Annotated in this window: 23 protein-coding genes, 1 other RNA gene and 1 pseudogene; 14 read left to right on the forward strand and 11 right to left on the reverse strand. The window is 42.7% G+C overall.

Translation table 11 applies throughout. The features are described 5' to 3' along the window. Nucleotides 1–95: 95 nt before the first annotated feature. Together OCU48_RS01985 and OCU48_RS01990 are read right to left on the reverse strand one after the other, a co-directional pair. The gene (locus OCU48_RS01985) at nucleotides 96–1,262 is read right to left on the reverse strand and encodes a glycosyltransferase family 2 protein (RefSeq protein ID WP_141346865.1); all 1,167 of its coding nucleotides are present in this window, start codon (nucleotides 1,260–1,262) and stop codon (nucleotides 96–98) included. A gap of 20 nt (nucleotides 1,263–1,282) precedes the next feature. Then, nucleotides 1,283–3,043 (reverse strand): hypothetical protein, encoded by a 1,761-nt coding sequence (locus tag OCU48_RS01990; RefSeq protein WP_141346864.1) that lies wholly within the window; start codon nucleotides 3,041–3,043, stop codon nucleotides 1,283–1,285. A gap of 147 nt (nucleotides 3,044–3,190) precedes the next feature. Here OCU48_RS01990 and epd point away from each other — a divergent pair, with 147 nt between their 5' ends. The 5 genes from epd to OCU48_RS02015 all read left to right on the forward strand — a co-directional run bounded on the left by epd (nucleotide 3,191) and on the right by OCU48_RS02015 (nucleotide 8,643). Further along, nucleotides 3,191–4,216, forward strand: coding sequence for an erythrose-4-phosphate dehydrogenase (gene epd, locus OCU48_RS01995; protein WP_141346863.1), 1,026 nt, complete (start codon nucleotides 3,191–3,193; stop codon nucleotides 4,214–4,216). Nucleotides 4,217–4,379: 163 nt separating this feature from the next. Continuing rightward, entirely contained in the window at nucleotides 4,380–5,543 is a 1,164-nt protein-coding gene (locus OCU48_RS02000; RefSeq protein ID WP_141346862.1) for a phosphoglycerate kinase, read from the forward strand. Between the two features lie 131 nt (nucleotides 5,544–5,674). Beyond that, nucleotides 5,675–6,751 (forward strand): class II fructose-bisphosphate aldolase, encoded by a 1,077-nt coding sequence (gene fbaA, locus OCU48_RS02005; RefSeq protein ID WP_141346861.1) that lies wholly within the window; start codon nucleotides 5,675–5,677, stop codon nucleotides 6,749–6,751. A gap of 265 nt (nucleotides 6,752–7,016) precedes the next feature. Next, the gene (mscS, locus tag OCU48_RS02010) at nucleotides 7,017–7,838 is read left to right on the forward strand and encodes a small-conductance mechanosensitive channel MscS (RefSeq protein WP_141346896.1); all 822 of its coding nucleotides are present in this window, start codon (nucleotides 7,017–7,019) and stop codon (nucleotides 7,836–7,838) included. A 112-nt stretch (nucleotides 7,839–7,950) separates the two neighbouring features. Further along, nucleotides 7,951–8,643 carry an oxidative stress defense protein gene (locus OCU48_RS02015; protein WP_141346860.1) on the forward strand — a complete coding sequence of 231 codons (693 nt, stop codon included), beginning with the start codon at nucleotides 7,951–7,953 and terminating at the stop codon, nucleotides 8,641–8,643. Between the two features lie 75 nt (nucleotides 8,644–8,718). Here OCU48_RS02015 and serA read toward each other — a convergent pair whose 3' ends face one another. From serA to zapA, 5 genes are all read right to left on the reverse strand, one after another. After that, a complete protein-coding gene (serA, locus tag OCU48_RS02020; RefSeq protein ID WP_141346859.1) occupies nucleotides 8,719–9,948 on the reverse strand; it encodes a phosphoglycerate dehydrogenase in 1,230 nt (409 codons plus the stop codon). Nucleotides 9,949–10,155: 207 nt separating this feature from the next. Then, nucleotides 10,156–10,812 (reverse strand): ribose-5-phosphate isomerase RpiA, encoded by a 657-nt coding sequence (gene rpiA, locus OCU48_RS02025; protein ID WP_141346858.1) that lies wholly within the window; start codon nucleotides 10,810–10,812, stop codon nucleotides 10,156–10,158. A gap of 82 nt (nucleotides 10,813–10,894) precedes the next feature. After that, nucleotides 10,895–11,482, reverse strand: coding sequence for a 5-formyltetrahydrofolate cyclo-ligase (locus OCU48_RS02030; RefSeq protein ID WP_141346857.1), 588 nt, complete (start codon nucleotides 11,480–11,482; stop codon nucleotides 10,895–10,897). Nucleotide 11,483: 1 nt separating this feature from the next. Next, nucleotides 11,484–11,668: non-coding RNA, 6S RNA (gene ssrS, locus OCU48_RS02035), on the reverse strand. A gap of 32 nt (nucleotides 11,669–11,700) precedes the next feature. Then, nucleotides 11,701–11,991: a cell division protein ZapA gene (zapA, locus tag OCU48_RS02040; RefSeq protein ID WP_141346856.1), complete on the reverse strand. Its 291-nt coding sequence runs from the start codon at nucleotides 11,989–11,991 to the stop codon at nucleotides 11,701–11,703. Nucleotides 11,992–12,281: 290 nt separating this feature from the next. On the opposite strand from zapA, the gene OCU48_RS02045 reads away from it, so the two are divergent. The 3 genes from OCU48_RS02045 to OCU48_RS02055 are packed head-to-tail and all read left to right on the forward strand — an operon-like array spanning nucleotide 12,282 to nucleotide 15,244. Beyond that, nucleotides 12,282–12,848, forward strand: coding sequence for a YecA/YgfB family protein (locus tag OCU48_RS02045; protein WP_141346855.1), 567 nt, complete (start codon nucleotides 12,282–12,284; stop codon nucleotides 12,846–12,848). Between the two features lie 27 nt (nucleotides 12,849–12,875). After that, a complete protein-coding gene (gene ubiH, locus OCU48_RS02050) occupies nucleotides 12,876–14,033 on the forward strand; it encodes a 2-octaprenyl-6-methoxyphenyl hydroxylase (RefSeq protein WP_141346854.1) in 1,158 nt (385 codons plus the stop codon). Between the two features lie 8 nt (nucleotides 14,034–14,041). Next, nucleotides 14,042–15,244 (forward strand): FAD-dependent 2-octaprenylphenol hydroxylase, encoded by a 1,203-nt coding sequence (locus OCU48_RS02055; protein WP_141346853.1) that lies wholly within the window; start codon nucleotides 14,042–14,044, stop codon nucleotides 15,242–15,244. Between the two features lie 56 nt (nucleotides 15,245–15,300). On the opposite strand, the gene OCU48_RS02060 is transcribed toward OCU48_RS02055, so the two are convergent. The 3 genes from OCU48_RS02060 to ygfZ form a co-directional block, all read right to left on the reverse strand. Beyond that, nucleotides 15,301–15,507, reverse strand: a complete 207-nt coding sequence (locus OCU48_RS02060) for a DUF1107 domain-containing protein (RefSeq protein ID WP_141346852.1) — start codon at nucleotides 15,505–15,507, stop codon at nucleotides 15,301–15,303. A 313-nt stretch (nucleotides 15,508–15,820) separates the two neighbouring features. Next, a complete protein-coding gene (locus OCU48_RS02065) occupies nucleotides 15,821–16,300 on the reverse strand; it encodes an aminoacyl-tRNA deacylase (protein ID WP_141346851.1) in 480 nt (159 codons plus the stop codon). Next, nucleotides 16,301–17,239 carry a tRNA-modifying protein YgfZ gene (gene ygfZ / locus OCU48_RS02070; protein ID WP_141346850.1) on the reverse strand — a complete coding sequence of 313 codons (939 nt, stop codon included), beginning with the start codon at nucleotides 17,237–17,239 and terminating at the stop codon, nucleotides 16,301–16,303. Nucleotides 17,240–17,429: 190 nt separating this feature from the next. Between ygfZ and OCU48_RS02075 the strand changes: the two genes are divergently transcribed. Then, on the forward strand, nucleotides 17,430–17,693 hold the full coding sequence (locus tag OCU48_RS02075; protein ID WP_141346849.1) for an FAD assembly factor SdhE: 264 nt from the start codon (nucleotides 17,430–17,432) through the stop codon (nucleotides 17,691–17,693). A gap of 84 nt (nucleotides 17,694–17,777) precedes the next feature. Here the strand turns inward: OCU48_RS02075 and nadB are convergent, their stop codons facing one another. Beyond that, nucleotides 17,778–19,409 carry an L-aspartate oxidase gene (gene nadB, locus OCU48_RS02080; protein ID WP_141346848.1) on the reverse strand — a complete coding sequence of 544 codons (1,632 nt, stop codon included), beginning with the start codon at nucleotides 19,407–19,409 and terminating at the stop codon, nucleotides 17,778–17,780. Between the two features lie 386 nt (nucleotides 19,410–19,795). Here nadB and rpoE point away from each other — a divergent pair, with 386 nt between their 5' ends. From rpoE to lepA, 5 genes and pseudogenes are all read left to right on the forward strand, one after another. Beyond that, entirely contained in the window at nucleotides 19,796–20,374 is a 579-nt protein-coding gene (gene rpoE, locus OCU48_RS02085; RefSeq protein ID WP_017027173.1) for an RNA polymerase sigma factor RpoE, read from the forward strand. A gap of 24 nt (nucleotides 20,375–20,398) precedes the next feature. Next, entirely contained in the window at nucleotides 20,399–21,016 is a 618-nt protein-coding gene (locus tag OCU48_RS02090; protein ID WP_141346847.1) for an RseA family anti-sigma factor, read from the forward strand. Next, nucleotides 21,013–21,960, forward strand: a complete 948-nt coding sequence (rseB, locus tag OCU48_RS02095) for a sigma-E factor regulatory protein RseB (protein ID WP_141346846.1) — start codon at nucleotides 21,013–21,015, stop codon at nucleotides 21,958–21,960. Before OCU48_RS02090 ends, rseB begins: the two co-directional genes overlap by 4 nt. 10 nt (nucleotides 21,961–21,970) lie before the next feature. Next, complete coding sequence (locus OCU48_RS02100) at nucleotides 21,971–22,465, forward strand: SoxR reducing system RseC family protein (RefSeq protein ID WP_141346845.1); 495 nt, start codon at nucleotides 21,971–21,973, stop codon at nucleotides 22,463–22,465. 111 nt (nucleotides 22,466–22,576) lie between these two features. Continuing rightward, nucleotides 22,577–24,370 (forward strand): annotated as a pseudogene (lepA, locus tag OCU48_RS02105) (translation elongation factor 4). Nucleotides 24,371–24,445 lie beyond the last annotated feature (75 nt).

Below are 24,445 nucleotides of genomic sequence, written 5' to 3' on the forward strand. Positions count from 1 at the left end.
TTATGCTTCTCCGGTTAAAAAAAACATATACTAAGCAAGATATGATTAATAATGCTTGGAAGTGCCTAATTATAATTATATATACTTCTGGCATATTAGTTGTTGCTAAATTGTTGATTTTTAGGGGTTTTCATTATGCCCCAAACAAACATAGTAAAGAACGATTGGAATCCAGATGCTATTAAAGTCATAGATAGTACCATGCCTCTGCTAAGTGCTTGAGACTCTATATCTCCAAAACCTACTAGGACCCACTTTGCGACGCAAACCATTAACAAGATCGAACCTGCCGATATGAGACTGAGTGAAGTCAGGGCTCCTTTTTCTAAAGTGATCTTATCAATTATCTTGTATTTGTGAGGAGGTAGTAATCCTTTTATGGCAGCATAATTTCTAACTAATACTCCTGTTGATAGGCATTGAAATCCAACGATCAGGAAAAGACACCCGGCATAAAAGGTGTTATTGGAGAATTGAATATTGTTTAATTCTACAGGCTGAAAAAGTAAAGTAATAGTAATTATCAATCCGAAAAAAAACATGATCATAGATGGGTATAAAAATAACCATTTTGGTGTATGCAGTAGAAGAAAGCATAGGTGTCTCCACCCATCTGTCCATGTATTTAAGTGTGGCGAGCGAGTTCTTCCATCAACAGAGAGCGTTGTAGGGACTTCATCTATTTTTAGTTTGTTCAAAGCTGATTTTACAATCATTTCACTGGCAAACTCCATTCCAGTGGTATTAAGCCCCAGATCCACAATAGAGTCTTTTTTAAAACCTCTTAAACCACAATGAAAGTCCTTACATGAAATATTAAAAAATACTCTTCCAAGAAAACTTAGTACAGGGTTTCCAATAAATCGATGAAGTATAGGCATTGCTCCGTTTGATATCCCACCCCTAAATCTATTTCCCATCACTAAGTCATTGCCTGAACGTAGGCTGTCCATATAAGGTTGTAAACTAGAAAAGTCATAACTGTCATCAGCATCCCCCATAATTATGTATTTACCTTTAGCATGCGTTATGCCTTCTCTCAATGCTGCTCCATAACCTCGCTCTTCGGCGTTTACAACTTTTGCTCCACACTTCAATGCTATTTCTTGTGAACCATCTGTACTACCATTATCCGCGACTAATATTTCAGTAATAGTTTTCGATTTTTCTGCATACTCTTTTGCTTTATTTATACAGATTTCTAAAGTTTCGGATTCATTTAGGCAGGGCATCAATATTGTAAGTTCAATAGAGTCTTTCATAGTAACTGAAATCCTTAATGTTATTCATAATCTACTTTGTAAAGCATGTTCTCGCTATCAGTTGAGTTAATCAACTTTAGCCATGATGGTGGGTTGTTAATTTCAAGGCGTCTAATTAATGACTTGTTTGTCGCTGAGTTAAATAGTAACTTTAGTTGAGAGTCATTATTTATTAGAATGTACTCCACTTGTCCTGTTTTTATTTTTTTTAAAGCTTCACCCATATCTTCCTCTATGAATATGTTAATCATTAAAGTATTGGCAGTGATGTTTCTGTGATACGGTGCTGCTATTATTTTGTTGTTACTAATAGCTAAAGTTTTAGCACCACTTTCTATTCCAGTAAGAACTACATTATTGTTGATTCTGTATTCATTAAATAATTTAGTGAGTGAAATATTTTTGTTTATAATCTCTTTGTTGACTGAATTACTAGGTTTATGGAACAAATAGGTAATAAGTAACAGAATTACTAAAGGTGTCGTTATGATTAAGGTTATAGCCTTAATTACTTCATTTTTTGCTGTGGAGAAGTATTGATAGATCACATAAGAATGCAAAGGTGCGCTTATTATAAAGCAGAGGTTAATTGCTCTTATCTGCCATATAAAAGCGATGATAAGATTCAGAACTAGAAGGAAGTAAAGTAGGCTTAGGTTTGTGTTTTTTTTCTTCATTAAGGGGTAGCAAAGAGCCGGAATAAAGTAGAAGAAGTAATTTTCTAAAGAAAAAAAGCCGTCTTTTTTTATCCATTCAAACATCGATTTAGCTTCGCTTACATTATTTAACCAAAACTCTTGTAATTGTAAAGGATAGTCAGCGTAGGCTCCCTTTAGTAGCTCAGGATAGAGCAGAGTAATAATACCGAAGATAGGTAGAGCGATTAGAGCTATGGAGAGAGTTCGCTTTATCGGGTTTAGTATCTCTACAAAACTCTTTTCGTAAATGAAGAGAAACACTCCTCCTCCCAAAAAACAGAGAATAAAGGGTAGAGAAATAGCGTCGTATCTAGGATAGAAAAACTCAGATGCCGGCCTGTTAATCAGTATCAAAATTAGACCAAGCCCAAATACCGTGAAGCACAGTCGTTTAAGATGAGAGACTCTTGATGAGTCGAACCAGATCGCATGCAGGGTGTATAAACTAAGGTAAAGTACCCACAGGATGAAATTTTCTAACCCCGTCCAAAGAGATAGAGCTATCAGTAGGCCTTGTAGATATGCTCTGAATTGTTCTTGAAACTGCTGATTTGTGTTAGGAGAGAAGAGTAAGAAGGCTACTACGAATAAAAGTTGGACATTGTGATGATCTATGGATCCTGGAAGAAACTTTGTAATTAATGGTGATAGTAGGATAAATAAGGTTGCGACAAATCTCTGCTCCTTCCCCAAATAATGCTCACAATAGGCAAAGCCTAAAATAGCTAGGAGCAAAAAATAAAAAAGGGGAATTATGCTCATCGTAACAGCATGAGCAGTGGCCGGTTCTACAAACTGCATCATTATTATGCTTGTTACAGCTAGCGGGATATCAGGGAGACGCGACCAATGTATGAGGACACCGTCGTGAGGGTTGAAATCTGGCATAGGATGCAGATACCAATTGCCGAATTCTATCCAAGAAGTGAACTGCACATAGCGCATGAAATTATCGTTGTCTCCCAACTGTAGGGAAGATACGTTTGGCCATTCACTAATGAGATAGGCGGTGGCGAGAAAAAACCAAAACAGAACGACAAAACCGAGATCCTTTCGGTTTGTCCATAACCAACTTCTTCGCACTTTGAGCATCCTTGTTCATTTACTTTCTCTAGCATGGGTGAATTAGTCAAAGCAATCAAGTTGCTATGATTAGTACATGGTTCTCCAATTGTGATCTGGTACACTTCAGTGACATAAAAAACAATGAAGCTGGCTGGGAGGAACACCATGCTAAGAGTCGCAATAAATGGATTTGGTCGTATCGGGCGCAATGTGTTGCGGGCGGTATATGAGAGCGGAAAGCAAGACTTAATAAAGGTGGTGGCAGTTAATGAACTGGCGCAACCAGATGCTATGGCGCATCTCCTTCAATATGATACGAGTCATGGGCGCTTTCTCCATAAAGTTAGTCACACTCAAGAGTACCTGAATATCCACCATACTGATGGTACCAAAGATGAGATTCGTATCTTACATCTTGCTGAACTGGATTTGCTTCCTTGGCGTGATCTTGATGTTGATATCGTTTTAGATTGCACTGGCGTTTTTGGTACGCAAGCTGATGGTCAGCAGCATATCTTAGCAGGGGCTGATAAAGTTCTTTTTTCTCACCCAGGTTCGCAAGACCTTGATAACACGATTATCTACGGTATTAACCACGAGACGCTTAAACCTACACATAAAGTCGTCTCAAATGGTTCGTGTACTACAAACTGTATTGTCCCAATTATCAAGGTGCTAGATGATGCTTATGGCATTCAGCGAGGCACAATTACTACGATTCATTCGTCGATGAATGACCAGCAAGTCATTGACGCTTATCATCCAGATCTGAGACGAACACGCAGTGCCAGTCAATCGATTATTCCTGTGGATACCAAGCTACACAAGGGGATTGAAAGAATATTCCCGAAATTTGAAAACAAGTTTGAGGCGATATCTGTGCGTGTTCCCACAGTAAATGTTACGGCGATGGATCTGAGTGTAACTTTAGATACAAATGTGAAAGTTAATGACGTAAATCAAACCATCCTGCAAGCATCTCAGTGTACATTACAGTCAATAGTTGACTATACTGAAGCGCCGCTTGTTTCTATAGATTTTAACCATGACTCCCACAGTGCAATTGTTGATGGTTCTCAGACCCGTGTCAGTGATGGCCAACTAGTCAAGATGCTAGTGTGGTGCGATAATGAGTGGGGCTTTGCAAATAGGATGCTAGATACGGCCTTAGCGATGCATGCGTCACATTAATTACATCGCGCGAAATAAATCCGTAGCTTTTTTGTTCTAGCTCTTGAAATATTAGATAAATGGCTCAATGTAAGCTTACATTAGATGGATTTCGAACACTTGTTCTGGCGACTGCGCCGAGATGAGTGGACAGTTTTTATATTTAAACTTTAGAGGACTAACAATGTCTGTAATCAAGATGACTGACCTGGAACTAGCAGGTAAACGTGTATTTATCCGTGCTGACCTAAACGTTCCTGTAAAAGACGGTAAAGTAACTTCTGATGCTCGTATCCTTGCATCTCTTCCTACTATCAAGCGTTGCCTAGAAGCCGGCGCTAAAGTAATGGTTACTTCTCACCTAGGTCGTCCAACTGAAGGCGAGTACGCTGAAGAGTTCTCACTACAGCCAGTAGTAAACTACCTAAACGATGCTCTAGATTGCGAAGTTAAACTAGCGAAAGACTACCTAGAAGGTCTTGAGTTGAACGCTGGTGAGCTAGTTGTTCTTGAGAACGTTCGTTTCAACAAAGGCGAGAAGAAAAACGAAGAAGAGCTATCTAAGAAGTATGCTGCTCTTTGTGACATCTTTGTTATGGATGCATTTGGTACAGCTCACCGCGCTCAAGCGTCTACTCACGGTGTCGGTACTCACGCTCCTGTTGCTTGTGCTGGTCCTCTACTTGCTGCTGAGCTTGAAGCTCTAGGCAAAGCAATGGATAACCCAGAGCGTCCACTAGTTGCAATCGTAGGTGGTTCTAAAGTTTCTACTAAGCTGACGGTTCTTGAGTCACTATCAAAAATCGCTGATCAACTTGTTGTTGGTGGTGGTATTGCTAACACGTTCATCGCTGCTGAAGGCCACAACGTAGGTAAGTCTTTATACGAAGCTGACCTAGTTGATACTGCGAAGAAGCTAATGAAAGAGTGTGCAATTCCAGTTGCTACTGACGTTGCATGTGCAAAAGCATTTGATGAGAATGCAGAAGCTGAAATCAAGCATGTTTCTGAAGTTCAAGACGATGACATGATCTTTGACCTTGGTCCAGATTCAACTGCTGTACTTGCTGATATCATTGCTAACGCAAAAACTATTCTTTGGAATGGCCCTGTAGGCGTATTCGAATTCAAGAACTTCGAAGCGGGTACAGCGGGCATCTCTAAAGCAATCGCTGACTCTGCAGGTTTCTCTGTAGCAGGTGGCGGTGACACACTAGCTGCTATCGACAAGTTCGGTATCAAGGCTGACGTCTCTTACATCTCAACCGGTGGCGGTGCTTTCCTTGAGTTTGTTGAGGGTAAAGTACTTCCAGCAGTTGCTATGCTAGAAGAGCGCGCAAAAGCGTAATTTTTTAAGGCGAGAACTTTGTTCTCGCCTTTTTGTTAATTTTGCTGCAATGCTTTGCATTGTAAGCAAGGTTTTTTAATCTTTGCAAAAGTGCAATTTAATACTAAACGACAGAAAATAGGACTTATTCCATGTCTAAGATCTTCGATTTTGTAAAACCAGGTGTTATCTCTGGCGACGACGTTCAAAAAGTTTTTGAAGTAGCAAAAGAAAACAAATTTGCTCTTCCAGCGGTAAACGTTGTAAACACAGACTCTGTAAATGGTGTACTAGAAGCAGCATCTAAAGTGAAAGCTCCAGTTGTTGTTCAATTCTCTAACGGCGGTGCTGGTTTCTTCGCTGGTAAAGGCGTGAAACTAGAAGGTCAAGGTGCTCAAATCCTTGGTGCTGTTGCTGGTGCTAAATACGTTCACGCTGTAGCTGAATCTTACGGTGTGCCAGTTATTCTTCACACTGACCACGCAGCTAAGAAACTTCTTCCTTGGATTGACGGTCTACTAGACGCTGGTGAAGAGTTCTTCGCTCAAACGGGTAAACCTCTATTCTCTTCTCACATGATTGACCTTTCTGAAGAGTCTTTAGAAGAGAACATCGAAATCTGTGCTAAATACCTAGAGCGTATGGCTAAGATGGGTATGACTCTAGAAATTGAACTGGGTTGTACTGGCGGTGAAGAAGATGGCGTAGATAACTCTGACATGGATGCATCTGAGCTTTACACTTCTCCTGAAGACGTTGCTTACGCATACGAGAAACTAAGCGCAATCAGCCCTCGTTTCACTATCGCAGCATCTTTCGGTAACGTACACGGTGTTTACCAAGCAGGTAACGTTGTTCTTACTCCAACTATCCTACGTGACTCTCAAGCATACTGTGCAGAGAAATTCGGTATTGCACCTAACGCTCTAAACTTCGTATTCCACGGTGGTTCTGGTTCTTCTGAAGCTGAAATCAAAGAGTCTATCGGCTACGGTGTTATCAAAATGAACATCGATACTGATACTCAGTGGGCTACTTGGGACGGCATCCGTAATTACGAAGCTGAAAACCGTGATTACCTACAAGGTCAAATCGGTAACCCTAAAGGTGCAGACCAACCAAACAAGAAGTACTACGATCCACGCGTATGGCTACGTGCTGGTCAAGCTTCAATGGTTACTCGTCTTGAGAAAGCATTTGCTGACCTTAACGCGGTTGACGTTCTGTAATAAGCTCGCAACTTATTAATTAATTTAAGAAAAACCCGCTTTTATAGCGGGTTTTTTTTGTCTTCTGTACTATAGTTTTTGAGTGTTATTTTAATAATTTGCAGGAAGCTGATTTTTCACAGAAACCTGACCTAAAATGCACATATGAAAGTATGATGCCGTCGCATTTCAGTTGTAACACTTTATTACGGAAGAGAAACTTACAATGTCACAAGAAACCCCTGAAGTACCAGAAGTCCCAAGCGTAGATGCCCTTCACGAAGGGATGCAAGATGCCCATATGTGGCTAACTGATAACTCTGATTTATTGATTGGTTATGCTGTGAATATTATTACAGCGGTTCTGATTCTATTTATCGGTAACATCGTTACCAAAATGGTAGCTAATAGTGTTTCCCGGATGCTCGAAAAACGCCGCATGGATAAAGCGGTCGTAGATTTTGTTCATGCTTTAGTTCGCTACTTACTATTCGTTATTGTTCTTATCGCTGCACTTGGACGCTTAGGTGTTCAAACTGCATCAGTAGTTGCTGTAATTGGTGCTGCGGGTTTAGCGGTTGGTCTAGCACTGCAAGGCTCACTATCAAACTTTGCCGCAGGTGTACTTATTGTTGCATTCCGCCCATTCAAATCAGGCGACTACGTTGAGATTGGTGGTGTTGCCGGTTCTGTTGACTCTATCCAAATCTTCCAAACAGTTTTAACTACACCAGATAATAAAATGGTAGTTGTGCCTAATGGTGGTGTAATCGGTAGCCCAATTACTAACTACTCTAGGCACGCGACTCGACGAGTGGATCATGTTATTGGTGTTTCTTATAGCGCAGACTTGAAGAAGACCGAGCAGGTTATTCGCCAAACACTTGAGGCAGATGATCGTCTAATAAAAGACAAAGGCATTCAAATTGGTGTGTTAGCGCTGGCAGATTCATCAGTAAACTTTGTTGTTCGCCCTTGGTGTCGTACAGAAGATTACTGGGATGTTTACTTTGATACACTTCAAGCCATTAAGATTGCTCTTGATGAAAATGGTATCGAGATCCCATTCCCACAAATGGATGTGCATCTCAATAAAGTCGAATCTTAATCGATATAGAGAGATTATAAAGCGCGCCTAATGGCGCGCTTTTTCGTTCAAAGGAATGTGCAACCTTTTGCGTTTTGAATAGTCAAAAAAGAAACAGGAAATGGAGAGTAATATGAAAATGGTCAAGTTGATGTTTGGTGCACTTTTGTCTATCTGGGCTATTAGTGCACAGGCGCAATCGTTCGATTTTCCTCACCTAAGCACGACTGGTTATGGAGAAGTTCTTGCTGAGCCTGATATGGCGGAATTTTCGGTACAGGTAGTCGCAATCAAAGACAGTGCAGAGGAAGCGAAATCACAAGTTGATTCAGTAGTAGATGAGTTTCTCGCTAGTTTGCAAGGCGCAGGGCTCTCTAGAGAAGATATTCAAAGTGGTAACATCCAACTCATGCCACAAATGCATTACCCCAAAAACGCTAAGCCAGAGCAAAAAGGTTATCGAGCCTCTCGGCAAGTAAGGGTGACTGTAGAGGAATTAGTCTCTTTACCTAAATTACTTGATGTGGCACTCGAATCCGGCATCAATCGTATCGATCAAGTACAACTGAGCGTAAAGGACCCTTCTAAGTATCAGGCAATTGCACGTAGCGAAGCGATTAAAGATGCTCAAGCCAAAGCTAAGTCAGTCGCTGAAGGTTTTGAAAAGGCCTTAGATGGCGTGTGGCAGGTTAATTATCAATCCCCACAAGCAAGACCTATGCTTTCTAAAACCATGGCAATGGATGCGTCAGAGCGCTCAAATAGCTATCAGGATGCCACCATAGTGATCAAGGATAGAGTACAGGTGGTTTACAAGCTGAAGTAACATTCCCTGGATAAAAGAAAGCCCTTGTCACGATTATCGGAACAAGGGCTTTTTGTTTTTATACTTAATGACTAATTAGTGAAGTAGGCGGGCACGGATAGTACCGTCGATTTCTTTAAGTTTCGCCAATGCTTCCTCAGAACGCTCAGCTTCAACATCGATAACCACATAACCAAGATCACCGTTCGTTTGCAGGTACTGGCCTGCGATGTTAATACCTGCGCTAGCAAAAATGGTGTTGATTTGTGTTAGCACACCTGGACGGTTTTCATGAATATGGAGTAAGCGAGAAGCGCTTTGATGCTGTGGTAAAGAGACCTCTGGAAAGTTTACGCTTGAAAGCGTTGAACCGTTATCAGAGTATTTTGCCAGTTTACCTGCAACTTCTACACCGATATTCTCTTGAGCTTCTTGTGTTGATCCCCCCACATGTGGAGTCAGGATTACGTTGTCAAATTGCATTAATGGGGATTCAAATGGGTCAGCGTTGGTTTTAGGTTCTACAGGGAATACATCCACAGCAGCGCCGCCAAGGTGGCCAGAGTCTAGTGAGTCGCACAGTGCTGGGATATCCACGACTGTGCCGCGTGCAGCATTAATAAAGATAGCGCCAGGCTTCATTAGAGCGAACTCATTAGCGCTCATCATATCTTTTGTTCCGGGGGTTTCAGGTACGTGCAAACTGATAACATCACACTTGTTAAGTAGCTCAGCCATGGTTTGTACTTGGGTAGCGTTACCTAGAGAAAGCTTATTCTCGATGTCATAGAAATAGACTCGCATGCCAAGGTTCTCGGCGATAATACCTAGCTGGGTGCCGATATGACCGTAGCCGATGATGCCCAAACGTTTTCCACGAGCTTCGTAAGAATTATCTGCACTTTTCTTCCAAATGCCGCGATGAGCAAGGGCATTCTTTTCTGGAATGCCACGCATTAGCAGTAAGATTTGCCCCAATACTAGTTCAGCAACACTACGGGTATTTGAAAATGGAGCATTGAATACCGGTACCCCTTTGACTGCTGCCGCATTCAGGTCGACTTGGTTTGTACCAATACAGAAACAACCAATAGCCACTAGTTTGTTTGCTGCCGCTAATACGCGCTCATTCAGATTAGTACGAGAGCGGATACCAACAAAGTGTACATCCTTAATCGCTTCTATCAGCTCTTCTTCAGAAATTGAACCTTTATGGTATTCAATGTTGGAATAGCCTGCCGCCTCTAACACTTCAACTGACGAAGGGTGTAGACCTTCTAGAAGCAAGATTTTTATCTTATCTTTGTGTAAAGAGACTCTGGTCATAATGGTTATTCCTTAACGTATGGGTAAATTAATTTCGAAAAGCAAACGTTTTCTAAAAGTGAACTATCTCTAAATTATCAAAAAAAGAACAATTTGGGTAAGAAAATTACAATAAAAAAAAAGCAGAGGCTCTTTTGAGCTTCTGCTTTTTTATTTGAATAGTAAAATCAGCTAGTTAGTTAGGCTTTAATAGCTAAAAACTATATCTTATTCTTCAATTTTCGCGCCTTCTGGCGTACCTGTAATTACAACATCAGCACCGCGATGGGCAAATAGGCCTACGGTGACTACGCCAGGTAGAGCGTTAATCTGATCTTCAAGTAGCTTAGGGTTAGTGATCTTCATATTGTACACATCAAGAATAACATTACCGTTGTCGGTGATGCAGTCTTCACGATAGACAGGGTCGCCGCCTAGTTTAACCAGTTCACGCGCCACATAAGAACGAGCCATCGGGATAACTTCGACCGGAAGAGGGAATTCACCCAGAACATCAACTGCTTTGGTACCGTCAACGATACAAACAAATTTTTCTGAGATAGCAGCAACAATTTTTTCGCGAGTCAGTGCAGCACCACCACCCTTTATCATCTCTTTATCAGCATTTATTTCGTCAGCGCCATCAACATAGACACTTAAAGAGGCAACTTCATTGCAATCAAATATTTTGATACCCAACTGCTCTAGTTTCTCAGTTGATGCAACAGAACTTGATACGGCCCCTTTAATTTTATCGCTCATGGTACCCAAGGCATCGATAAAGTGGTTTACGGTAGAGCCCGTACCAACACCAACAATAGTGTCTGGTTCAACGTAATTAAGCGCTGCCCAACCAGCTTCTTTTTTCATTTCATCTTGGGTCATTCTGATTCTCCAGATAAGAGGTATAAGGGGGTCGTCGCGATTATATACTCATTGATTGAATATTTGAATCAACAAGGAAGGATTACCAACTCCAGGTTTTACTTGGGGTAATGATTTTCCCTAACGGCACATCCCAATCCTTATTCGGTAGTGTATCGAGTTGTTGGCAATCGTGTGCAATACCGATAGGTTTTGGAGTCGAGCTATCAATAAAGGGAGTTAGAGTTCGGTCATAATATCCACCCCCCATTCCCAGTCTGTGCCCGTGAGTATCAAAGGCGACTAGCGGCGTAAAGATAATGTCTAATTCAGCGACCGGTACGATTTCTGCCACCGATAATGTTGGCTCAAGAATGCCATATTTGTTGGGGGCGAGCTCGGTGTCAGGGGTGAAACGAAGAAACAGTAGTTGCCCTTTAGAAAAAGGGTGAAGCACTGGGATACAGGTATTGATGTTATTCTTCCAGCACCATTGTATGACTAAGTATGGGTCAATTTCGCCATCATTAGCCAAATACAGGGCTACGTTTTTAGCGCTATTAAGTTCAGGAAGTTGATGAAATTGAGCAACTAATTGAAAGGCAGCAGACTGCTGTTCAGATTTAGTAAGCGCCACTCGAAGTGTGCGGATGTGTTTGCGAATGTCACTGCGAGTAGAGAGTGATTGCATGAGGGACCCCAGAGTGCCGTTGCGGATTTTGGCCCTTGAACCAGCTGGTTCAAGGCGGATCAGCAATGAAGACCGTAGGCTTCTCGATACGAGTCGAGCTTGCTCAATAGCCATCAAGTACTAACCCTTAAGGATTGCTTATCGGCTCAGGGACATAAATCCAGCTGACGCACACCCCAGGGTAATTTTAATTCTGCCATCCACTTGGCTATGTATTGTTACTCTTTAGTTAGAGCTTTGTCTAGCTTGTCATCGAGTAGTTCTAAGCGTTGCTCGATATCATGCTGAATTTCAGAAGAAATCTCTGTTTCTAGCAACTCGTAGCAAACGTTAAGTGCTGCGATAGTTAGAAGTTTTTCGGTATTAGCGACTTTAGTCTTCTCAGCCATATCCTTGATTCGTTGATCAAGATTTTGCGCTGCCTGTCGTAAAGCATCCTCTTTGCCCGCTGGACAATTTACTCGAGTAATCTTACCTAAAATTTCGACTTCAACTGCTTGATTGCTCATGCTCGACAACTCGTTACCGCTCCAATAAAGCCTTGTGCGTCCTGTGCACCTTTAGGCAAGAAACTATAGAAAAACCCCAACCAAGATTCAAGCTTTTCCGCTCATGTACGAGAGATAGAGTGTTTAACTAGCCAGAAACAGAGCAATTTGCTCAATTGCTCGACATTCTTAGTATAACTGATAGGTGATTAATACGAACAATGGGAGAGCTGAGTTCAATTTTGCGTCTGTATCGAGTCTTAACCAAATGATAAGATAGCAGTACTACTCCCTTTTAGGATATCTCCCTTATGAGCCAAACCTCTTTACCTAATTACCTATCCGTTGCTGATGAACTTAAAACAGCGGGCATTGCCGTGACCCCAGCAGAAATGCATGGCCTACTAATTGGTATGTTAAGTGGTGGGTTAGCCAAAGACAGTGAAGCATGGCAAGCACTGTTGTTTGACTACACCAATGACGGTATGGGTTGGCCTATGACGTGTTTAGCTCTTGCTGAACAGATCTTAAAGGTTGCTCGACAGGAGCTGACTGATGACAATTTTGAACTAAGTATTTTGTTACCAATAGATAGTGACATCGTCAGCTATTCAGGGGCATTGAGTGAATGGGTAAGTCATTTTGTATCAGGACTAGGTTTGATTGATGCACAAATAAATAAAGCCAGTGAGCAAACAAAAGAAGCACTTCAAGATCTACTAGAGATCGCAAAATTAGAAGTTGATCCAGAGGATGATCTAGAAGAGCAAGCGGTTTTGCTCGAGCAGGTGCTAGAGCATGTTAAAGTTTGTGCACTAACGGTTCATGCTGAGTTAGGAGCAAAGCCAGCAAAACCTCAACCGAAAACAGTTCATTAACCCCGCGAAACAATAAGGAAATTTGCTTTGCAGTACGATGTAGTTGTTATTGGCGGTGCGATGAGTGGTGCAACATTAGCCCTTGCATTGAGTAGTATCGCGAATAAAAAAGTGGCTGTAGTAGAAGCGGTTGCCGACTCTTCAAAGCATCCAGGCTTTGATTCAAGAGCTATTGCCCTTTCATTGGGTAGCGTAGAGCTTTTGCGTCGTTATGGGCTTTGGGATGAAATCCAACCAAAGGCGACTTCAATAAAATCTATTGATGTGTCTGACCGTGGTCACTTTGCACAAACAGGATTCGATGCAGATCAGTTAGGAAAAGAATTTCTGGGTTCGGTAGTCGAACTTGCTGATGTGGGCGCTGTGTATCGAGAAAAATTACAGCTTGATTCTAATATTGATGTCTTTTGTCCTGATGCAATAGAGGAGCTCATTCAGCACCAAGACAGTGTTGAGGTTGTTCTTTGTTCTGGAACCAAACTGTGTGCAAAGCTTGTCGTAGCAGCTGATGGTGCAAATTCTAAAGTCGCAGAGCTTATCAATGTATCCAAATCAGTAGATGATTTCGAGCAGCATGCATTGATTGCGAATATTGAGCTTGAGAAATCACATCACAATAGAGCCTATGAGCGTTTTACTTCTCATGGTCCTGTTGCGTTATTGCCGATGACAGACAATCGTATGTCACTGGTGTGGTGCATGACAGAATCTATGTTGCAACAAGCGTTATGTTGGAATGAAGAGCAATTTTTATCTGAGCTACAACAAGAGTTTGGCTGGCGATTAGGCCGCTTCAAGAAAGTCGGAAGCCTAGCGAGTTATCCTTTAATGCTGCACAAAAGAGACCGTCTGACTCATCACCGCGTTGCGTTTATTGGTAATGCTGCTCAAGCGCTTCATCCTATCGCGGGGCAGGGGTTTAATCTTGGTATTCGTGATGTGGCAACACTCATTGATGTCACCACTAAATACACAGACTGTGGTGAGTATGCTTGCTTAGCAGAGTTTAAGCGCTTTCGTGAACAAGATCGTGAAGCAACTTGCACTATGACCTCTTCTTTGGTCAGAATCTTTTCAAATGAATGGCTACCTATGGTGGTTGCTCGAAATTTAGGGCTCGCTATTTTTGATATAGCCCCCTCCATGCAAGGCCCGGTTAAAAACCGCAGCCTAGGACTGGTGTAGAACACAGAATGATGAAGAATGTAGATTTGGTAATTGTTGGCGGCGGCATGGTCGGATTGACGCTTGCGCTCGCATTAAAAGAGACTGATATTCGAATCGCGATTATTGAAAGCAATGAACCAACGGAGATTTCCCAACAAGCCACTTCTCGCGTTTCAGCATTGAGTCGGGCCAGTGAGAGAATCTTAGCAAGGCTGGGTGCTTGGGATCGTATTTCTAATCATCGCTGTACAGCCTATTCAGGCATGCAGGTATGGGAAAAAGATACCTTTGCCAAAATAGACTTCTCGGCGAAAGAACTGCATGAAAGTAACCTTGGTCATATTGTTGAAAATCAGATTATCCAGCATTTCCTTCTTGAGCAAGTTAAGCAATTGCCAAATGTGATTCTCTTGCAACCCAACAAATGCACTAATTTAGTGGTAGGAGAAAGAGAAGCTTGGTTAACCCTTGATAACGGCCAGAACTTGACCGCCAAGCTTGTGGTGGCCGCTGATGGAGCTAACTCTTGGGTACGCGAGCAGCAAGGTTTCCCGTTGACTGAGTGGGATTATGACCACACAGCCATCGTGACCAACGTGACAATGGATGAGCCTCACAATGGTATAGCGAGGCAAGTCTTTACCGAAACGGGTCCATTGGCCTTCCTACCGCTTCATGAGTCGAATCTTTGCTCTATTGTTTGGTCGCAGTCTACAGATAAAGCTCAGCAATTAATGGAACTGTCTGAAGATGCCTTCTGCAAGCAGTTAGCGGTCGATTTTGATATGCGTTTGGGTACGGTTAAGCATTGTACCCAGAGACAGGCCATTCCTTTAAAAATGCGCTACGCACGAGACTTTGCTAAGAACAGAGTGGCTCTGATTGGTGACGCAGCACATACGATTCACCCTCTGGCAGGGCAGGGCGTTAATCTTGGGCTTCTTGATGCGGCAACTTTGGCGCAAGAAATCGAGAAATACTGGAATACCGGTAAAGATATTGGTGATTACGCCAATTTGCGTCATTTTGAGCGTTGGAGAAAAACTGAAGCTGTGAAGATGATCTCTAGTATGCAAGGTTTCAAGGAGTTGTTTAGCGGTGATGAACCGTTGAAAAAATTATTACGTGGTGTTGGGATGAACCTTGCCGGTACATTACCGGGTGTAAAAAATGAAGTAATGAAGCATGCTTTAGGGCTGAAGGGCGATCTTCCCAAACTAGCCAAATAAGAAAGCGAATAATCAAAATAAAAAAAGGAGGCTAAAGCCTCCTTTGTTTTAGCCAACTAAATGTAACAAGCTCGTAGTCTTTTCACTTCGACGTTCACTTCATTTACTGCTTTGAAGTGACGCTCTTCAGCGTGATGAGGAAGGATTAGCTTCCCATTGTCAAACTCAAACTTACCGACGCCGTAAATGTATATTCTTCCTTTGAATAGTCTACTTACGTGTTTTGCAATCATGCTAGGTGCATAACGCTTAAACAGTCTCATTTCTGAACCCTTTCTAATTTTTATTTATTCTTTGCCTCCATGGCGAGGCTGATTATATGTTATTTATGTCTACGAAATTGTGATGCAACTGGATTAATAAACAGAACGTACGTCTGGTCCGATGTTTTTAACTAGTTTTGCGATTCAGCTCAGATTTAAATTGCGTTCATTTGAAGTTGCATAGCTTTAAGTACTGACTTTGTTGCTTACAAAATGAACTTACACTCATATAGACCGTAAGATTGTGCAAAAAGTTCTAACAAATAGAATTATAGATGTAACTAAGTGTAAGTTTTTTGGCGAGAAAGCGAGTTTACAAGGGGGGATGAGCTTTTGTTATGTAGGAGAAATGAGGCTGACAAATCTTAATAATATCTTCTGTACGAAGCATGAGTCCTGCCATGTCGCTACCACTACTTATGGTGATTTCGGATAACTGCAAAACAGAGTGGTCGAAGATCGTAGTAATCGATTCAGGGAGTATGAGTGGAGTTAAGGTGCCTGGCTTAAAACCAGTGATATGAACCACCTCGTTTGCATTGACACAGGTTGTGCGGCGGCAGTTGAAGTGTGCTCGGACTTTTTTAGGATCGACCTGTTGATTTCCAGGTACGCAAGCTAAGAAAAGTCTCCCGCCCATATCCCTTAGCAACACAGTTTTTAGCATGATGTGTGGGGAAATATCCCGCTGCTTGGCTGCATCTTCAATAGAGATAGCTGGAGTGGAGTGGGGCATCATACTGAACCCTACTCCATTCTTTTTTAAATATCGGGTTACCGCAGTTTCTAGCATTTACTCTTCTAAATCGTAGGGCAACTCAACCAAAGACCAAGCGCTATTGCTGTCTTCGGCTAATCTAAATTGAGTGTCAAACTCAATATCTTTATTAAGAACAATTAGAGCCAAAGCCTCACCTTGCTGGTTGCGGTATTGAGCTATGGCTTCACCAGCGCCACGCCAGTTTTCACCGACTTGACGTTCAAAGGTGAAGGCTGTGTTTTCATTTGCTGAGCCTTGCAGTAAGCGCATGACTTTTTTATTGGTCCCACGATACTTCGCTCTGGCAACGGTTTCTTGACCTGTGTAACAACCTTTTTCAAAGCTAACACCACCAAGAACTTGCAGATTCAAGGTTTGAGGAATATGAGTATTTTGCTGAGATTGAGTAACACGAGGAATGCCACTAACTACATCAATATAGTCCCAATTATCAGCACTGATTTCTTCGGCACCTTGCAATTGTTGCTTTAGATTATCGAGTTCACCTTCATCAAGCAGTAATAACCAGCGTTGCGAATCAATTTTTATCGCACTACCAGAGGTTATAGAACGCACATCCCCTCTGCCGTCAGTAATGGAGTCGATAAAGCTATCTGCTTGCTCACCGAGCACACCAATACTGATTTGCGAAGAGAGTTCAAGGTCTACCTTAGAGAAAACCGAGTACTTTTTGATTTCTTGTAAGGCGGTTTCAATGCCTGACTTGTGCTGCCAGAGGGCGTAGCCTTGATTGTGATGAAACAGTCGAAACAAGCTCCATATTTTCCCTTTAGCATCGCAGTGGGCACCCAGAGTAGAATGCTCAGCGTCCAACTGGACTACATCACAAGTTACCTGACCTTGAAGATATGATTTACTGTCTGCACCGGTTACCGCGATAGCTTGCCAGTCAGGAAGTAAAGTCCATGCGAGTGAAGGCAAGTTTAAAGAAACAGAAGATGTTGCACTCATAGTGATTCCTTGAGCTAAGTCGTTGGGTATATGGTAATCACTAATAATGTGTATGTCTAAGGATACAAATTCAACCCTAAGGCATACAAATCATTAAATGTAAGCAGTAAGCTGTGATTGAGCTAATAGTTACAATCTAATGGGACTGGTACACTCGGACAAAAGGAATGATTTATTTTTGAGGTAACGCATGTACACACCAGAGCAAAAAGCACGTATTAAATGGGCGTGTCGACGCGGTATGTTGGAGTTGGATGTTGTCATTATGCCCTTCTTTGAAGAGTGCTTTGACGAGTTGACTGACCAAGAAAAGAAGGATTTTGTAGCGCTATTAGAGTGTGATGACCCAGATCTATTTACTTGGGTGATGGGGCATGGTCGTAGTGAAAACTTAGCCCTAGCGTCTATGATTGATAAAGTTGTTGCACATAACCTGAGTAAAGTACGCTCTTAAGTACTCAGTACTACCTGCATTCATAGAAAAGGCGCTCTTCTAAAGAGCGCCTTTTTAGTCTTTTTTAGAATGAAAACGTATTGATTAGTTTGGGTAACTTTTATCTGAGTGGTTAGGCACTAAAACTGTCGGTTTTGCCTCTTCTAGCATCTCAGGATAGTCTAGAGTGTAGTGCAGTCCTCGACTCTCTTTTCGTTCCATAGCACAGCGCACCATCAAATCAGCAACCTGCAATAAGTTGCGCAGCTCAAGAAGATTATTAGAGACACGGAAGTTGCTGTAGTAGTCGTTCACCTCTTGTTGCAGGAGTTGAATACGTCTCAGAGCGCGCTCAAGTCTCTTGTCTGTGCGAACAATCCCCATGTAATCCCACATAAATAGTCTTAGCTCATGCCAGTTGTGCTGAAGAATAACCTCTTCATCAGAATTACATACCTGACTTTCATCCCAGCATGGCAAGTTATCAGGCATTTCCGCTTGGTCTAGCTGCTTCAGAATGCTCTTTGCTGCCGACCAGGCATATACAACACACTCGAGTAAAGAGTTAGATGCCATGCGATTTGCACCGTGCAATCCGGTGTAGCTTACTTCGCCAATCGCGTACAGTTGCTTAACGTCTGTCTGACCTTGAGGATCCACCATTACGCCACCGCAGGTATAGTGTGCAGCAGGAACAATTGGAATGGGTTCCTTGGTCATATCGAGTCCAAGGTCTTGTAAGCGCATGTGTATTGTAGGGAAGTGCTTAGTAATGAAATCAGCAGACTTATGGCTGATGTCGAGGTACATACAGTCTGCACCTAGGCGCTTCATTTCAAAATCGATAGCGCGAGCAACGATGTCGCGTGGTGCCAATTCTTCGCGAGAGTCAAAATCAGGCATAAAGCGCGTGCCATCAGGTCTCAGAAGGTAAGCGCCTTCACCACGAAGTGCTTCGGTCAATAAGAAATTTCGAGCTTCAGGGTGGAATAAACATGTTGGATGAAACTGATTGAACTCAAGGTTCGAAACGCGGCATCCTGCGCGCCATGCCATGGCAATACCATCACCAGAAGATACATCAGGGTTACTGGTGTACTGGTACACCTTCGAAGCGCCACCGGTAGCAAGCACCACAAATTTAGCGGCGATAGTCTCTACATGCTCAGAGTCGCGATTCCACACATATGCACCCACGACTTTTTGTGCATCACCACCAATCTTATCTTCAGTGATTAAATCGACCGCATTATGTCTCTCTAGTACGGTAATGTTTGGATGATTAAGTACATTCTCTTGAAGAGAAGTCTGCATGGCCATGCCAGTGGCATCTGCCGCATGCAAAATACGTCTGTGGCTGTGACCTCCTTCGCGAGTTAAGTGGTAGCGAGGTTTATCATCGTCATCATCAGATTCTTCTTGATCAAATGGAACTCCACCATCGATCAGCCATTGAACACACTTTTTGGCGTTTTCAGCAATAAACTGAACCTTGTCTTTTTCACAAAGGCCAGCGCCAGCAATTAAAGTGTCATCAACGTGAGACTCTATAGTGTCAGCTTCATCGAATACAGCTGCGATACCGCCTTGAGCGTAGAAAGTAGCGCCTTCACGGCTTAAACTTTTACTTAAAACGATCACCTTGGATTTTTTGGCAACACGAAGAGCCAAAGATAGTCCAGCTGCACCGCTACCTATAACCAGTACATCACATTGATGCTGAGAGATTGAATTCATTGAGACGTTGTTTCCTTTATTGTCTGTTAGCTTCTGTGCTAACTATTAACCTCTAATCGAACACTCGCTTTATTTTATAGTTTTTGACGTGTTCTTAACCCACATGGGAACTAGGGTGCTACTATTCGACTACTACTTGTCGCGCAAAGCAATGCGCTGCATCAACAGTTCTAACCTTAGACTGAAGTTCGCTTCTAATTGGCTATCAAGCGCCTAGTACATCACATTTTTGACTAAGTTTTAAAAAAACCTTAATCAAAATGAACTTTTGTACTTTGATTGAGTCACAATAGTGCTCAAGTAATTGGTGCTGTCAATAATACATTATGCACTGAAAAAACTCATATCTGAGAAGATGAGAGCTGAACATAGGAGTAAAAGCTCGAATGAACGAGCAGTTGACCGATCAGGTACTGATTGAGCGCATTCAAAATGGAGATAAGCAAGCCTTTAATCTTCTGGTAGTCAAATACCAGAATAAAGTGTGTAACTTGATTTCTCGATACGTGAATAATCAAAGTGATGTAGCCGATGTGGCGCAGGAGACCTTTATTAAGGCGTATCGTGCTATCCCTAACTTTAGGGGTGAAAGTGCATTTTATACTTGGCTATATCGCATTGCGGTGAACACGGCTAAAAATCATCTTGTCGCGCTAGGACGCAGGCCACCTGCTACTGACGTAGATGCTGAGGACGCCGAATATTTAGAAACTGGGAATGCGCTAAAAGAAATATCGAACCCAGAAAACTTAACGTTGTCGAATGAATTGAAAGAGGTAGTTTTCAATGCGATTGAAGCACTACCAGAAGACCTAAAAACAGCTATGACGTTGCGAGAACTTGATGGATTAAGTTATGAAGAGATCGCAGCGGTTATGGATTGTCCTGTAGGCACTGTTCGTTCGCGAATATTTAGAGCTCGAGAAGCGGTAGAGAAAAAAATGCAACCGCTTCTTCAGCGTTAGAAGATAATCACAATGGTGAAAGTAATGTCTAACAAAGATAAAATCTCAGCTTTGATGGATGGTGAGTCGATAGACTTAAGCCTGATCTCTGAGGTTGAAAATGAGAAGGACGCTCAGCAGACTTGGCAGAACTACCATCTCATTGGTGATGTGATGCGAGGAGATGCTCCGGATAACCCTAACTGGGATATTGCCAGTCGAGTAGCTCTAGCTCTTGAAGATGAGCCAGCTCACTCAAACAAGGTTCAGCCAATGCTTGAAGAGCAACCGGCACCGATGAAGGCTAAAAAAGGTCTCCCTCAATGGCTCACCCAATTTGGCCAAGTAGCAGTAGCTGCTTGTGTATCTTTTGCGGTCATTCTAGGGGTTCAACAGTACGGTGGTAGTGTTGATGGGCAACCTTCACAGGTAGCGGAGACTCTTCCTGTTCTACAAACTATCCCTATGGCGGGCAGCGTTGAGCCGGTAAGCTTGACTCGCGACTCTGTGCGTGCAAAGACTGATGCGAACAAGATATCGCCACAGGATGAGCAAATTGCAGAGCAACGTCGCCGCATTAACACTGTGTTGCAAGACTATGAGTTGCAGCTTCGCCTTAATCATAGCGAAACGAACTCTGACGTAGAAACGGAAGTCAAATGAAGAAATTTCTGGCCAGCGCCTTTGCGCTGCTCAGCTTAACAGCCTCTCCTTTAGCCTTAGCAGAAGACAACCCTGCTGAGGCTCTTCTCCACAAGATGAGCGATGCAAGCAGCACTCTCAATTATGAGATGTCATATGTGTTGATTCGAAAGAGCAGTATTGAGCCTTTGGTCTATCGCCAAGCCAATGATAACGAAATGCGATTTGCACAACTCATGTATTTGAGTGGACCTGTGCGAGAAGTGATTCGCAGAGGCGAACAAGTCAGTTATATCGAGCCGGGTATTGATCCTTTCACGATTGCGTCCGATAAAATGGTCGCGCCTTTAATGCCTATGCTCAATGTTGACACACACCGACTCAAAGCTTACTACGACTTTGTTAAAGTTGGGCGTGCTCGTGAGGCTGGAGCGCCTGCTCAAGTCGTGCGTGTAGTGCCTAAGGACGGACAGCGATACTCGTACATAGTGTGGATTGATGAGCAAACAGCATTGCCTCTTCGTGCGGATTTGATCGATAGAGATGGAGAAATCCTCGAGCAATATCGGACGGTTTCTTACTCTGTCACTGATCATCTTATCCCGATAATGAAGGGCCTAGAGAAAGCGGCACTGCCTGATGTGGTGACATTACCGGACAGTAGTGTTGATGAAATCTCTTGGAGTGCAGACTGGATGCCTAGAGGTTTTGAAAGCAAAAAAATGCAAAGCCATCCCCTGTTTGGTTCAGACCGAATGGTAGAGAGTCAGATATATTCTGATGGTTTGTTCCAGTTTTCTATCTATGTGGCCCCTGAAGATGAATTGTCTTTGAAGCGTCAACTTGTTAGACAGGGTAGGCGCACTCTGCAAAGCGCTGTTGTAAATCAACATGAAGTGATCGTGGTAGGAGATATTCCTCCTAGTACCGCACAACGTATATTACAATCAGTGACTTTTCATTAGGTAACTGATCATGATGAACGCACTGGCTCAAGTGACAAGGGTGACAGAAATAGGGTCACCCGACTTAGATGAGCAACTTTTTAAAGTGGATCTCTCGTGCGAGCAGCAAACTAGCTGTAACAGTTGTGCCTCTAAATCCAGCTGTGCAACAGGGCAAGTGACCAAGGCGATTGGTAACAAGCAGCACGCTTGGTCTTTAACAACTCCTCTGAAAGTATCTGAGGGTGATATAGTCGAAATTGCTCTCCCCGAGAAAGCACTGCTCTCCGCTGCTGCCTTAGTTTATCTTGTTCCTTTGTTGTTTTTGTTTCTTGGTGCCGTGATTGGTGCGGAGATATCAGAGGCTATATTTGAAGGACAAGAATGGCTGAGCATTGTGTTGGGGGCGGGTTTTGCGCTGTTAAGTGGAATGCTGGTTAAAGCAAAACTCAGGCGAACCAAGCATGATGCAGAACAACAAGTAACCCTGATTCGTACCCTAGGCCAACAATTAGAAGTAAAATGAAGATAGCGGCAAGCGCTGAAATTGGGTAGAATCTGCCAACCTGAGCAAAATGATGATGAAAAAAACATCATTTTCCCTTTCAATTTTGTATGAGTCTAACCGCACCTTACTATGAAGAACATTCGTAACTTTTCGATTATTGCCCACATTGACCATGGTAAATCCACCTTATCAGATCGCCTGATTCAAGTTTGTGGAGGCCTTAGTGATCGCGAAATGGAAGCACAAGTTCTTGATTCTATGGATCTTGAAAGAGAGCGTGGCATCACGATCAAGTCTCAGAGCGTGACCCTAGACTACAAGGCAAATGATGGGGAAACCTATCAGCTGAACTTCATCGATACTCCAGGACACGTGGATTTCTCATATGAAGTATCCCGCTCTCTAGCAGCTTGTGAAGGTGCTTTGCTGGTGGTTGATGCAGGTCAGGGCGTTGAAGCACAGACTCTAGCTAACTGTTATACCGCAATCGAAATGGATCTAGAAGTTGTGCCAATCTTGAATAAGATTGATCTGCCGGCTGCTGATCCTGAGCGTGTTTCTGAAGAAATCGAAGAGATCGTTGGTATCGATGCTTTGGAAGCAGTTCGTTGCTCGGCAAAAACAGGTCTTGGTGTTGATGAAGTACTGGAAGAAATTGTAAAGTCGATTCCTGCACCAAAGGGTGAACCAGAAGGTCCACTGCAAGCACTAATCATCGACTCTTGATTTGATAACTACCTTGGCGTTGTCTCTCTTGTGCGTATCAAAAACGGCAAGCTAAAGAAACACGACAAGATAAAAGTAATGAGCACTGGTCAAGTTTGGGGTGTGGATCGCCTAGGCATCTTTACGCCTAAGCAAGTTGATACCACTGAGCTGAACACGGGTGAAGTAGGTTGGGTTGTATGTGGTATCAAGGATATCCTTGGTGCACCTGTTGGCGATACCTTAACTCATGCTAAAGGCGGCTGTGAAAAAGCACTGCCAGGTTTCCAGAAAGTGAAGCCACAGGTATACGCGGGTCTATTCCCAGTATCATCTGATGATTATGAAAACTTCCGTGATGCACTAGGTAAACTGAGCCTAAATGATGCGTCGCTATTCTACGAGCCAGAGAGCTCAGCTGCACTTGGTTTTGGTTTCCGTTGTGGTTTCTTGGGTATGCTTCACATGGAAGTTATTCAAGAGCGTTTGGAGCGTGAATACGATCTAGACCTAATCACTACAGCACCCACCGTAGTGTACGAAGTAGAGAAAACCAATGGCGAAGTCTTGTATGTAGATAGCCCAGCTAAACTACCTGCAGTAAACGACCTTGAAGCGATTCGTGAGCCGATTGCTCGCTGTAACATTCTAGTACCTTCTGATTACTTGGGTAATGTAATTACTCTTTGTGTTGAGAAGCGTGGTCTTCAGGTGGATATGGTTTACCACGGAAACCAAGTTGCTCTGACTTACGACCTGCCAATGGCAGAAGTGGTACTAGACTTCTTTGATCGTCTAAAATCGACATCTCGTGGCTATGCGTCATTAGATTACAATTTCCATCGCTACGAAGAGTCAAGCATGGTACGCGTCGATGTATTGCTAAATGGTGATACAGTTGATGCTTTAGCTATTATTACTCATAAAGACAACGCTCAAGGTCGTGGTCGACTATTGGTAGAGAAGATGAAGGAATTCATTCCTCGCCAGATGTTTGATATCGCAATTCAAGCAGCGATTGGTAACCACATTATTGCTCGTTCAACGGTTAAGCAGTTGCGTAAAAACGTAATCGCTAAATGTTACGGTGGTGATGTGAGTCGTAAGAAAAAGCTGTTGAAGAAGCAGAAAGAAGGTAAGAAACGAATGAAGCAAATCGGTAACGTTGAGCTTCCGCAAGAGGCCTTCCTAGCGATTCTTCACATAGGCAAAGATTAATCATCAAAAATGGTTAATTAAGAATTACAAAGTGAAAGGGTTAATGACCCTTTCACTTTCGTTGTTTTAGAAACA

Source organism: Vibrio inusitatus (assembly GCA_024346935.1).
In the GTDB taxonomy this organism is placed as follows: Bacteria; Pseudomonadota; Gammaproteobacteria; order Enterobacterales; family Vibrionaceae; genus Vibrio; species Vibrio inusitatus.